This is a genomic window from Ereboglobus luteus, assembly GCF_003096195.1.
GTDB classification, from domain to species: Bacteria; Verrucomicrobiota; Verrucomicrobiia; order Opitutales; family Opitutaceae; genus Ereboglobus; species Ereboglobus luteus.
Genome location: NZ_CP023004.1, coordinates 414,329 through 426,488, shown reverse-complemented (window position 1 = coordinate 426,488; position 12,160 = coordinate 414,329). Strand labels below are relative to the sequence as shown.

The following is a 12,160-nucleotide window of genomic DNA, read 5'->3' as shown; positions in this document are numbered from 1 at the left end:
TGCGGCATCAAACTTTGATAATATTATGAATAAAACAGTTCGTTTCGGCATTATCGGCCTTGGCAATATTGGAAAAATCCATGGCGACAATATTACGTCGGGCAAGGTTGCGCGCGGCGTGCTCTCGGCGGTCAGTGACATCGCGCCGCCAAAATTTGAGCTGCCCGCGGGCGTGGCGTATTTTCCGGACGCGGACGCGATGCTGGCGTCGGGTTTGGTTGACGCGGTCATTGTGTCCACGCCGCATCCGCGGCACCGCGCGCTGGGCGAAAAAGTTCTCGGTGCGGGATTGCACCTGATGATGGAGAAGCCGCTCACCGCGACAAAACTCGACGCCGAAAAACTCCTCTCGCATCCGCGAAAACCGGGGCAGGTATTCGGGCTCATGATGAACCTGCGCACGCATCCGCACTACAACGCCATTCGCAGGCTGCTCGCGGATGGTCGCGTGGGGAAGCTTCAGCGCGCGCAGTGGACGATTACGAACTGGTTTCGGCCCGAGGCGTATTACGGTTTGTCCGACTGGCGCGCCACGTGGAAAGGGGAGGGCGGAGGCGTGCTTATCAACCAGGCGCTGCACAATCTCGACATGCTCCAATGGCTTTGCGGCATGCCGGTGTCGCTGCGGGCATTCTGCAAATTCGGGCGCGACCACAATATCGAGGTGGAGGATGTGGTGACCGCGTATATGGAGTTTGCCGACGGGGCGACCGGTGTTTTCGCGACGAGCACCGGCGAGGCGCCGGGCGTCAACCGGCTGGAAATCGCCGGCACGCGCGGCCTTGTTGTGCTGGAAAATGACAAGCTGCTTTTCACGGAAAATGCGCGCGACGCGGACGAGTTTTCCGCAAACACGGACAATGCCTTTGGCGCGCCGGAATCGAAAACAACGGAGGTGCCGTGCCCCGGCGTTTACACCGCCCACGCGGGAGTGCTGGCCAATTTTGTCGATGCCATCCTTGACGGCGCGCCGTTGCTCGCCGACGCGGGCGAGGGCATCAAGTCGGTCGAGCTGGCAAACGCGATGGTGTATTCGGGCTGGAAAAACGAAGCGGTGGCGCTGCCGCTCGATTCGGCGAAATATCAGGCCGCGCTCGACCAGGCGATTGCCGCGAGTGTGCCGCGAGCCCGTGTCATCCGCGATGCCGGCGTCGACATGTCGAAGTCGTTTTCGACAAAGTAATGAAAGCGTGGCGCGCCCGGCACGTTCAACAGCCCGCCTGATTAATTCGCGGTATTGTATTCTTTTGGGCGACGCATATTGGATGCCGGTTATTTCCGCATGAGCGATCCGAACAACAATCCGCTGGAACACCGTTTTGAGGGCGAGCATCCCGTGCGCACGCTCCTCTATCTTTATCGCAACGAGCGTTTCCGCCTGCTCCTCGGGCTGCTGTTCATGCTCATCAAGCACAGCCCCATTTGGATCATGCCGCTCATGACGGCGCGCATCATCGATGTCGTCACCAACCGGGAACTGCATCCGCTCAACGAGCTCTGGGTGAACTCGGCGATCCTGCTCGTCGTGCTGTTGCAAAACATCCCCTTTCACTACCTTTACGTCCAGGTGGTGAGCCGCGCCGTGCGCTCGATCGCGGTGCGGTTGCGCTCGTCGATTTGCCGCCGCCTGCAACAGCTTTCCATCGGTTATTTTTCGAAACACAGCACGGGGGTTTTTCAGAGCAAGGTGTTGCGCGATGTCGACGGCATCGAGCAGTTCACCCGCAATTTATACGACACGGGGATCGCGACGGTGATTAACATCATATTTGCGTTTGGCGTGACCGCGTTGCGCGCGCCTTCGTTTTTGCTCGTGTTTGTGATTGCCGTGCCCGTTGCCATTTTGCTCATCCGCCTGCTTCGCAAGCGCACCGCGGAGCGTAATCGCGCGCTGCGCATGGAGGTGGAGCTGATGTCGAGTCGTGTGAATGAAATGGCGAGCCTCATCTCGATCACGCGCGCCCACGGGCTCGAGGGGAACGCGATCGAGCGCGTCGAAAGCGCGCTTGAGCGCGTGCGCGCGGCCGGGCTTCGCGTTGACCAGCTGACCTCTGTTTTTGGCGCGAGCTCGTGGGTGATTTTCAACTGCCTCAACATGGGCTGCCTCATTTTTGCCGCGTGGGCGTGCTACACGGGATTCCTGCCCATCACGGCGGGCGATGTGGTCATGCTCACCGGTTATTTCACCCTCATCACCAACTCCGTGCTTGGACTCACGGCGTTCATGCCGCAGGTGCTGCAAGCCTTCGAGGCCGTGCACTCCATCGGCGAGGTTTTGCAATCGCCCGACCTTGAGCACAACGAAAACAAGGCGGTTGTCACCAATGTGGATGGCGCGTTTCGTTTTGAGAAAACCGGTTACACTTACGAGGGCGCCGGGGCGCCCGCCGTGCATGATTTCACGCTCGATGTGCAACCCGGCCAGACCATTGCGCTTGTCGGCGCGTCCGGTTCCGGAAAATCGACACTGCTCAATTTGGTGATCGGTTTTATACGACCGACCGAGGGGCGCATTTTACTGGACGGCGCGGACATGGTTGGGCTCGACCTACGCGTCTACCGCCACTTCCTCTCGGTCGTGCCACAGGAGTCGATTTTGTTCGAGGGCACGATTCGCGAAAACATTACCTACGGGCTTGTCTCGGCAACCGACGACATTGTGGAAAAGGCGTTGCGCGACGCCAACGCCTGGGAGTTTGTCTCCCGCTTGCCCGATGGCATCGAAACGCGTTGCGGTGAACGCGGCGCGCGTCTCTCGGGCGGCCAAAAGCAACGCCTCGCAATCGCGCGCGCGTTGATTCGCAATCCCCGCGTGCTGATTCTCGACGAGGCGACATCGGCGCTCGACACCGAATCCGAGGCGCTCGTGCAGGAGGCGCTCCAGCGCCTGATGGCGGGGCGAACGACGTTTGTGGTCGCGCACCGGTTGTCGACTATTCGCAACGCCGACAAGATCGTGGTGATGCGCGGAGGCCGCATCGCGGAGATCGGCACGCATTCCGAATTGCTGGATGCGGACGGCTTGTATGCGCAGATGAACGCCCGGTGACCACAGGGGAGGGCGAACCCTCCGGGTTAGCCGAAACCGTGTGAATATCGTGCGCTGTTCGCGGCTCAGCCGGAGGCTTCGCCCTACCTTACGCGCCACAAACCATAACCTCCGGCGGGGAGCGTGATTTGGGCGCGGCCGTTTTGGACATCCAGCGCGCCTTGCGTTGGGACAAGCGGCGTCGGTGTCGAGATATCGCAAGTCCAGTCCGCCTTGCGTTCCGTGGCGGATGGATTGACCGCCACCCAGAAGCGCTGGTCGCCAAGTTTGCGTTCAAACACAAGCGGGTAGCCGGCGGTTTTTGTATATATAAAATCGATGTCGCCTTTCGAACCGAGCGCGGGGTTGTCCTTTCTCAATTTGAGAAGCGCGCGCACAAAATTGAGGATGGAACCGGGATCGTTTTCCGCCGCCGTCACGGTGCGCTTACCGGGGCTCGCCTCGACCGGAAGATATAGCGCGGTTTCGGGCGCGGTGGAGAAACCGGCGTTTTGTTTGTCATCCCATTGCATGGGCGTGCGCGCCCCCGTGCGCTCGTAGCCGCCTTCCTTCGAGGGCAGGCCGGCCATGTAACGCATGCCTATTTCGTCTCCGTAGTATATAAACGGAATGCCGGGCAGCATCATCAGGAAGAGCAGCGCGCATTTTAGTTCCTCCGGAGTGCGGTCCTCCCCTAGGCGGGGCGGCGAATCGTGATTGCCAGTCGGGACGCTTATATAGCCGCGGTTGCGGGTCGCCTTGTAGTGCTCTATGTATATGTCGGCAAACTGGCGGATGTCGCCGCTGGCGCTTCGCTCGAAATAAGTGTTTCCGCGGGGCAGGCTTGAAATCAGTTCCTTGCGGTGGTTTCGAAAAAGCGAGTTATACGCGATCGTTTCGAAATGGAGCATGAAATCGACATGGAATCCCGCGTCGATGGCGTAGGTTGGAAACGACCATTCCGACACGAGGATGGCCTCGGGGTATTCAAGGTCGATCCATTGCCTTATGCCCTGCCAAAACGTTTGCAGCGCGGCGATGCGTTTTTTCTCGTCGTGGCCGCGGATGAGCGACTGGGCCATGTCCACGCGAAATCCGTCGGCGCCCTTGTCCAGCCAGAAGCGCATGGTGTCGCGAAGCGCCTCGCGCGTGGCGACACACTCCGGATGATCCAGCGGTTTTTCCCAAGGGTTTTTAGGATCGGGATCGGCATAGCCGTAATTGAGCGCGGGCTGGCACCAGAAGAAGTTGGCCACATAGGCGCCGTTGCGCTCGGCGTAGCCGGTCACGGTGGTGAGCTCGGCGGGGCGTTCGCGCCAGATCGGTTCCAGCCAGATATAGCGGTCGGCATAACCGTTGGGGCTGGGTTTGGATGAATCCTTGAACCATGCGTGCTCGACCGATGTGTGCCCCGCGACCAAATCGAGGATGACCCGCATGCCCCGTTTGTGAGCCTCGGCGAAAAGGTTTACGAGGTCCTCGTTTGTGCCGTAGCGCGGGGCCACTTTTTTATAATCCGCCACGTCGTAGCCGCCGTCGTTGAACGGGGAGTCAAAAACCGGACTGAGCCAGATGGCGTTGCATCCGATGCTTTTTATATAATCAAGTTTTTGCGTGATTCCGGGAATGTCCCCGATTCCGTCGCCGTTGGAATCGTTGAAGCTCGGGGGAATATTTGGTAAAAGACGGCATCCTTTAGCCAAGATGGCTGCGGGTGTGTGTGGGTTTGCATGTGAAATTATATAATAAATAGATCAAGGCGCCTCGACGGCGGGCGCGGGAAGCTGGCGCGCGATTTTTTCAAGTTTATAGGAAAAGCCCGCCTCGGTGAGTGACGAGAGATCGACGCAGCCGTCGCGGCGGCGGTGGAGCCCCGGATGCACCGCGGCCTCGGGGCGCGAGGCGTCCGGATAAAATTGCATGGAGTTGCATTCGACGCCCATGAGCGTGCCGGCGTGAGCGGCGAGCGCGACATGCGGGATGATGGCGAGCATGGGATTGGTGAGATCCTGCACCATCAGCATCATGCCGTGCGCCCTGGCCCAGCAGAGCGAGAGCAGCGCGCCGGTGAGCGTCTTGCAGGTCTTGAGCGCGACGCAGCTCCAGCCGAGCTCGCGGCCGCGGCGGATGACGTGCCAGTCGTGCGCGCTTTCATCCATGAAAAGCGGTTTGCGCGCGGAAACGGCATGGACGTCCAGCGGGTGTTGCTCGAGTTCGTAGGGGAAGGGTTGCTCGACATAGAGCAACATCCCGTAGATTTCCGGCTCGTCGCGCAGGAGGCGGTCGAGCATGCCGGTGACGTAGGCGACGGATTCCGCGGTGCAGTTGAAGTCAAAGCAAAGCCACCGCACGCCGAGCGAGCGGCAGAGGCTCCCGACGCTGACAAGGCGTTGATAATCCCACGCTGCGTTGTTGCCGCGAAGTTTGATTTTTACGCAGCGCAGGCCGTCGCGCACAATCCAGTCGCGCAGGGTTACCGGATACTCGTCCTTCGGTTCGCGTCCCGTGAGTTCGGAATCGTCAATTGCGTCGCTCTCGCCGAGCACATGCCAGACGGGGAGCTTGTCGGGACGCGGCAACGGGGCGAGGTAGTCGGACGGGAATTTGCCGGTGAAGGAAATGGTGTTTTTGCAATCGTCCGCCGGTTCAAGGAATGCCGACAAATCGGCGCCCAGGAATTCCGCGCCCAATGTTTCAAACACGGGCCGGTCCACGAGTTTCCCATACGCGTCGTAGAGCGCGATGTCGAAGGGCGAACTGCAAACGAGCGCGGCGAGCCAGGGCATGTGCAGCTCGGTTTTTCTCGGGGCGTTGAACGCGCGCAGCATTTCAGGCAGCACGTTTTCCGTGAACGCATGGCCGATTTCGAGCGGGTGGCCGGCGTGCTCGAAAATGGCATAACGCCTTGCGAGTTGCATGCAGAACGCCTGCAGCGCATCGCAGCGTTCCTGGTAGGAGATTTTGCCCGGCCAGACCCATTGCACATTGAGCGGTGTTTCGCCCCATCCGCAGATTTCACGTCCGTCGTCGGCGCGAACGCGCAGCATTGCGCGGGCGCAAATCACTTCGGTGAGCGTTTCAACACCGAACTGGAACGGCACGCGTGTCTTGACCGGGATAAAATATAAGGATGCGCCGATGATGCGCATGGTGCGCTTGCTCATGGTTGGATGGAACGTTTTGGGGTGTAATCTTTCGAGCCCGCGGCCTCGATGTTCATGCGGCATCCGGATTCGTGGCTTTCCCGCGCGGCGCAGCCGTAATCATAGACACGGATGCCGTCCTCGATGTTGATGGGCATGGGTTTTCCGGCGAGATAGGCGTCGATAAAATCCTTCATTTGCGAGCTGTTGCGATCCAGCTCGCCACCGTCGCCGGGTTCGTTGCTGAGCGACCATTCATACGTCTCGTCGGCGGCGCGCGCGCGGGTTTTATACACACGCACAAAGGTGTCTTTTCCCCATTGATACTGGATGCCGAGATTCTCGGCGTGCACGGTGCCGTATTGGACGTATTGGTGGCTGTCCTGCGAGAGATTAAAGACGGCCATGCCTCCGTTTTTATATAAAAACGACGCCGTCAGCTCGCGCTCCTCGTGCGGGAACTGGACGTTGGGGGGCGTGTATGACGCGGCGGTCACCGATGACATCGGGCCGCCGATCCACCAGAACCAATCGAGCAAGTGGCAGCAGTGGTGGATAAGCTGCCCGCCGGATTGGTCGAAACGCTGCCGCCATCCGATATGCTCGGGCTTGACGGGAGTCTTGCTTGCGGGCGCGAGCCAGTGGTGATGCGCCCCGATAATGCGGCCCGCCTCGGGGCGGCGCAGGATTTCCGCGACTTTTTTAAACGGCGCGACATGACGGTATGAGAGGCCGACATAACAGCGCCCGGTGTAGTTCTTCATCGCATCGAAAATCACCGAGCGTCCGTCGGCGTTTACGCAAAGCGGTTTTTCGAGATAAATATCCTTTCCGGCCCGCGCTGTGCGGGCAAAGGCCCCGGCGTGCAGATACGCGGGCAGGCTGATGAGGACGACATCGACATCGGCGCACGCGAGAAAACTTTCCTCATCCTTAAAAACCCGGCCGCCGTAGGTTTTGGCGGCGTGCTCTGCGCGCGCGGGATCGATATCAAAGCAGGCCGTCACTTCAACAACACCCGGCGCGGCGGCCTTGGCTGCCTCAAGCAGATCGCGGGTGCGATACATATTGCACCCAAACAAGCCCATCCGAATATTGGATTTCATGGTTATTGTATAAATTGATTGCAGGGAGTTTTTGAAATGCTGTCCGGTTGGAATAATGGAATCCCACGGGGTTCTCCGAATGGAAACGCGTCGCGCGCGCACCCCGCAATCCGCGATATACTTTGCCGTTAAGCACCGGACGCCCGTCAATCAGGCGTTTGTTTTTTGCGCGCGTGTCGTGCCTCCGTCGCGCCAGCGGCCTTTTATCATGAGAACCTTGGGCGTTTCCGGAATGCCTTTTTCGCCGCAGCGCACTTGCGAGGCCGCGAGTTCGATCGCCGCCGCGGCCACGGCTTCGTAATCCTGCACAATGCCCGAGCAATCGTGCCTGGAAAATGTGTCCACATCGAGCGCGGCGACCCCGATGTCGCGCGGAGTGTTTTTGCCGAGCTCGGCGAGCCAGTCCGCATAACCCAGCGCGGCGAGGCTGCCCTGGGCTATCACCACATCCGGCGAGTGGGCGCGCGCCCATTTTTTGAAATCGGTTTTGCCGATGGCGGGCCTGAGCAAACCCGGGACTGCTTTGCGGCGTCCGCCGCCGGCCGAGATCGTGAACGCGGACGAATAATGATGGCGTGTGCGGCGGTCGATTTCCGTTTCCAGGACAAGCCCCGGGCGTTTGTAGCCGAGCGCGCGCAGGTGCTCCAGCAGCAGAAACATTTCCTCGTATTGATGCTGGCAGACGCGATGCAGCGGCAGGCCCACGCCGTAGCCGATCGTGACCGATGCGAACGGCGAAAGATCGACATTGACGGAATCGACCGGCGACGGTCCGCAAACAATGACAAGCCCCTTGATGCCCCGCGCCAGCAGGATGTCGCGCATGCGCGCGGCGGTGATTCGCGGGTCGTTGAAAAAGAAATCCTCGGTCATGAAGCCGAGTTCGCCGGCGCGCGCGACCATGCTTTCATGCAAGCGGCGAAGGAAATTGTTCTCATGCCATTTTGAGGGCTCCTTGTGCAGGCTCAACAAACCCAGCGCCGACACGGTGCGCACTTCGCGGTGTTTGCGCAGATAGGACATCAACCGGCCCAGCTCGGGGTCGGGCGTGTAGCCGAGTTCCTTGGCCGCCTTGGTGACGCGCGCGCATGTCGCGCGCGGAATGCTCGGGTCGCCCCTCAATGCCAGCGACACCGCCGCCGCCGTGAGGCCGACTTTTTCGGCGATCTGTTTTAGCGTGGGCGGATGTTTGGCGGTGTTGCTCACAATGTGCGAACAAGGGTGCCCGCGCATGGGCGCAAGGCAAGTTTGGATGCGTTTGGGCTACGAGGCTTTGCAACGCAGTTCCGGAATCCATGTTTCGATGCCGGGCGGCGGTCCCCAAGGCGATCCGCGCTTCTGATACAACGTGGCGCAGGACGGGTGCTCGCGCGGGAGCGCTTTGTAAGAATCCCAAGCGCGGTCGTAATCGGATAAAAACCGCCGGAGTTCGCCCGGGGGCGCATTGCGCGTGTCCGCGGCGGAGAGTTGAAACAGCGCGCGAATAATCCGGTGAAGGCGCAGTCCGTATTCGGACGATGCCACGAGATGCCGCCGGTCATCCTCGCCCGGCAGTTTGATTTGGCGGGCAAGCGCGGCGATCTCCTGCCACATCGCGACGGACTCATCTTTTTCCGCGAGGGTGCGCGCGACAGCCGCCTCGTCGAACGTGCCAAGGCCGGGCTTGCCGAAATACTCGTCGCGGCTCCACCACGGGTCCACGTCGCCGCGCGGAGAAATGCGCCCGCGCACAACCGCGTCGGCGGAGAGCAGGCACAGACGGCGAAAACGCGCGGCGTCGTCAGCGTCCAGTCCGAGCGTTTCGGTTGCGTGACGTGCGAAAATTGACTCTTCGTATTGCCGTGGGTCCCTTGCCCATTGCGTCATTATGGCGACGTTAAGATCACACCAGAATTCGTTTTTGATGTAAGGTCCGTTCCAGCCGCCTCCGCGCGACCACGTCCAGATTCCGGCAAACAAATCCGGGCGCGCCCGGGCCAGTTCGCCTATGCTCCGCAATGCGCGTTCCGGTTGAGCCGACAGGTGTTCCTCAAAACCTTCGATGACTCCGCGCGCGATGTAGTTGGGGAACGCGCCCTTGCCCTCGTATTCACGGGCGCATTGCACCTCGACGAGTTGCGGATGCCGCCCCGCGCCGAGCACCTTGCTGAAGGGGTTGCCCCGATGAAAATCGCCCTCGCAATGCTTCACCGCAATCGTGAGGAGCGGATGCGGTTCGACGGCGTCGCTGACCGAGAGATACGTTTCCAAATCAATGTCGAAACTCAGCCATGTGCGAAAAATCAAATGCCTGCCGCGCTTCACGCACAGTTCGTCGCGCAATATGCGCATGAGCGGAATGATGGTTGCGCGCGCGTCGCTTTTTCCTTCGATTCGTCCCACGTGCCAGGGCGCGTCGTGCAGATAGGTTTCGCCAATGCGCACCACCAATCCATCCAGCCGGGGGAAGCGCTCAAACACTTGCGCCATCAGAAGCCGCAGGAATCTCCCGGTGCGCGGATCAGTCGGATTTCCCATGCACGTTTCGAGTTGATGTTTCTCGACCAGTTTTTTGGGCAGCAACATGAGGTCGCCCATCGCATAGATTTTAATGCCGTCGGCGGCGCATGCGGCGTGCTGCGCGTCGATTCGCGCGGCCTTGGCGTCGACCCATGCGCGGGCCGCTGAGCCCCGCGGAAAAATATCGGCGTCCACTGATTCCCAATCCACGGCAAGCGTGGGCGAGTCGAAAAGATGATACACTTTTCCCTCGATGCCCATGCCGCGAAGCACATCCGGCGATTCATATTTCGTCCGGTATAACGGTTCGCCCGGATTGTGATGCACCATGTCGAGGATGCGGGGAAGATGTGTTGAGCCGGCGGGGATGGACATGCGGTTGACGCTCCCAACTCGGATAATGCTGGCAACGGGCGGAAGGCTTAACCGTTAAGCTTTTTATGCGCGCGGGAGCTTTTGACTTATTGCCGCTTTGCGCATCAGCATTTCGCCCGCATGACAACCATCGGCCCCAAGGAAACGATTTTGTTTTACGGCGACAGCATCACCGACTGCGGCCGGGATCGCGGCAATGTCGAGTCGCTCGGCTCCGGTTATCCGGGCCTCATCGGGGTCGCGCTTGCCTGCAAGATGCCGTCGCAAGGACTGCGCTTTATAAACACGGGCGTTTCGGGTGATCGCATTTATGATTTGGAAAAGCGCATGGAGGCGGACTTGGTCGCCCACGCGCCGAGCATCGTCACTTTTCTTATCGGCATCAACGACACGTGGCGGCGGTTTGACAGCAATATCGTTTCGCCAGCCGGGGATTTCCAGGCGGCATACAAACGCATTCTGCGGGCAATCACCAACGGTCGCACAATGCCCGCGCCGCGCATTGTGCTGATGGAGCCTTTTGTCCTGCCCGTGCCCGAGGATCGCCGCCAATGGCGCGCCGACCTGGACCCGCGCATTCATGCCGTGCGCGAACTGGCGGTTGAATTTGGGGCGGATTTGATTCCTCTGGACGGATTGTTTGCCGCGGCCGCAACACGCGCTCCGGCTGCATATTGGCTGCCGGATGGCGTGCATCCGAGCGCGGCGGGGCATGCGCTAATCGCCGATGCGTGGATGGCAAATGTCAGGATTGCTTCCGCGAACCCTTGACTGTGGCGGGTTGCGCCTGCATGCGCGTGGTCCCGCCATCGCGCCATTGCCCTTCGATAAGGAGCACCTTGGGGATTTTAGGGACGCCTTTCTCGCCGATGCGAATTTCGGACGCCACCAATTCCACCGCCGCGGACGCCACGTGCTCGTAATCCTGGACGATTCCCGAGCACCCCGTCGCGGCATACGTGTCGATGTCGAGCGCGGCGATGCCCATGTCCTCGGGCACATTCAAGCCGAGTTGCGCAAGCCATGCCATGTAGTCCGGGGCCGACGGGCTGCCCTGGATGATCACGATGTCGGGTTTGTATTTTTTCACCCATCGCTGGAAAGCCTGTCGCGTGATTTCCTCATCCAGCAACTGGGGGATGTTTGAATTGTGCTCCTTGCCCCGGGCCACTTCGAATGCCGCCGAGTAGTGGTATTGTGTGCGACGGTCGGTTTCCGCATCCATCACAAGACCGGGGCGTTTGTAGCCGAGCTCGCGCAAGCGGCGCAGCAACCGGAAAATCTCCTGATATTGATGCTGGCAGACTCGATGCAACGGAAGACCGATGCCATAGCCAATGGTCACCGTGGCGAAGGGCGCGAGATCCAGTTCGATCGAATCGACACGCGTGGGACCGTCCACGACGACGATGCCCTTGATGCCGCGTGCGACGAGAATGTCGCGCATGCGCCCCGGTGTGATCCGGTTGTCGCGAAAGAAAAAATCCTCCGTTTGGAAACCAAGCTCGCGGGCGCGATTGGTCAGGCTTTCGTGGAGGCGGCGAAGAAAACTGTTTTCCGTCCATTTGGACGGTTCCTTATACAGGCTGATCAACCCGAGCCCGGTTGAGACGCGCGCCTCGCGGTGCTTGCGCAGGTATGACATGAGCCGCCCCAGTTCGGGGTCGGGCGTGTAGCCGAGATCCGTCGCCGCTTTCAACACGCGTTCACGCGTGTCGGCGGGAATGCTCGGGTCGCCGCGCATGGCGAGCGAAACCGCCGCCGAGGTGAGTCCGACCTTCTGGCCGATTTGCTTGAGAGTGGGAGGACGGGGCGTGTTGCTCACAATGGGGGGCAACGTGTGGAGGCACCCCGTTTTATCAAGCCTTGTTTTTTGGGGGTATATAAATGTCCGCTTTCAAAATGTGATGTTCGCGGGCGTGCCGGCGCCGCGCAAAAGAGTTTTTATATAGCACCGGATTTCATTAAAAATAATTATATATTTGAAAGAAGATCATCTTTCTTTGATC

At 60.1% G+C, this 12,160-nt stretch carries 9 protein-coding genes; 3 read left to right on the top strand and 6 right to left on the bottom strand.

What is annotated here, in order from left to right; all coding sequences use genetic code 11:
- The first annotated feature begins 25 nt into the window (after positions 1-25).
- Together CKA38_RS01705 and CKA38_RS01700 are read left to right on the top strand one after the other, a co-directional pair.
- Entirely contained in the window at positions 26-1,183 is a 1,158-nt protein-coding gene (locus tag CKA38_RS01705; RefSeq protein WP_108823954.1) for a Gfo/Idh/MocA family protein, read from the top strand.
- Between the two features lie 99 nt (positions 1,184-1,282).
- Positions 1,283-3,049, top strand: coding sequence for an ABC transporter ATP-binding protein (locus tag CKA38_RS01700; RefSeq protein ID WP_108826351.1), 1,767 nt, complete (start codon positions 1,283-1,285; stop codon positions 3,047-3,049).
- Positions 3,050-3,132: 83 nt separating this feature from the next.
- Here CKA38_RS01700 and CKA38_RS01695 read toward each other — a convergent pair whose 3' ends face one another.
- From CKA38_RS01695 to CKA38_RS01675, 5 genes are all read right to left on the bottom strand, one after another.
- A complete protein-coding gene (locus tag CKA38_RS01695) occupies positions 3,133-4,731 on the bottom strand; it encodes an alpha-amylase family glycosyl hydrolase (RefSeq protein ID WP_161554660.1) in 1,599 nt (532 codons plus the stop codon).
- A gap of 51 nt (positions 4,732-4,782) precedes the next feature.
- Complete coding sequence (locus CKA38_RS01690; protein WP_108823952.1) at positions 4,783-6,192, bottom strand: enolase C-terminal domain-like protein; 1,410 nt, start codon at positions 6,190-6,192, stop codon at positions 4,783-4,785.
- The gene (locus tag CKA38_RS01685) at positions 6,189-7,277 is read right to left on the bottom strand and encodes a Gfo/Idh/MocA family protein (RefSeq protein WP_108823951.1); all 1,089 of its coding nucleotides are present in this window, start codon (positions 7,275-7,277) and stop codon (positions 6,189-6,191) included. Before CKA38_RS01685 ends, CKA38_RS01690 begins: the two co-directional genes overlap by 4 nt.
- A 150-nt stretch (positions 7,278-7,427) precedes the next feature.
- Positions 7,428-8,483: a substrate-binding domain-containing protein gene (locus CKA38_RS01680; RefSeq protein WP_161554659.1), complete on the bottom strand. Its 1,056-nt coding sequence runs from the start codon at positions 8,481-8,483 to the stop codon at positions 7,428-7,430.
- 57 nt (positions 8,484-8,540) lie between these two features.
- Positions 8,541-10,151, bottom strand: a complete 1,611-nt coding sequence (locus tag CKA38_RS01675) for a hypothetical protein (protein ID WP_108823949.1) — start codon at positions 10,149-10,151, stop codon at positions 8,541-8,543.
- Between the two features lie 120 nt (positions 10,152-10,271).
- Here CKA38_RS01675 and CKA38_RS01670 point away from each other — a divergent pair, with 120 nt between their 5' ends.
- Positions 10,272-10,922, top strand: a complete 651-nt coding sequence (locus tag CKA38_RS01670; protein WP_108823948.1) for an SGNH/GDSL hydrolase family protein — start codon at positions 10,272-10,274, stop codon at positions 10,920-10,922.
- Here CKA38_RS01670 and CKA38_RS01665 read toward each other — a convergent pair.
- Positions 10,897-11,976, bottom strand: coding sequence for a substrate-binding domain-containing protein (locus tag CKA38_RS01665; protein ID WP_152032613.1), 1,080 nt, complete (start codon positions 11,974-11,976; stop codon positions 10,897-10,899). The two genes, CKA38_RS01670 and CKA38_RS01665, sit on opposite strands and share 26 nt — an antisense overlap.
- Positions 11,977-12,160: the final 184 nt, after the last annotated feature.

Excerpts from the sequence above, each read along its gene's own strand:
- CKA38_RS01705 (WP_108823954.1), top strand. The coding sequence starts at position 26 with ATGAATAAAACAGTTCGTTTCGGCATTATCGGCCTTGGCAATATTGGA.
- CKA38_RS01700 (WP_108826351.1), top strand. The coding sequence starts at position 1,283 with ATGAGCGATCCGAACAACAATCCGCTGGAACACCGTTTTGAGGGCGAG.
- CKA38_RS01690 (WP_108823952.1), bottom strand. The coding sequence starts at position 6,192 with ATGAGCAAGCGCACCATGCGCATCATCGGCGCATCCTTATATTTTATC.
- CKA38_RS01685 (WP_108823951.1), bottom strand. The coding sequence starts at position 7,277 with ATGAAATCCAATATTCGGATGGGCTTGTTTGGGTGCAATATGTATCGC.
- CKA38_RS01675 (WP_108823949.1), bottom strand. The coding sequence starts at position 10,151 with ATGTCCATCCCCGCCGGCTCAACACATCTTCCCCGCATCCTCGACATG.
- CKA38_RS01670 (WP_108823948.1), top strand. The coding sequence starts at position 10,272 with ATGACAACCATCGGCCCCAAGGAAACGATTTTGTTTTACGGCGACAGC.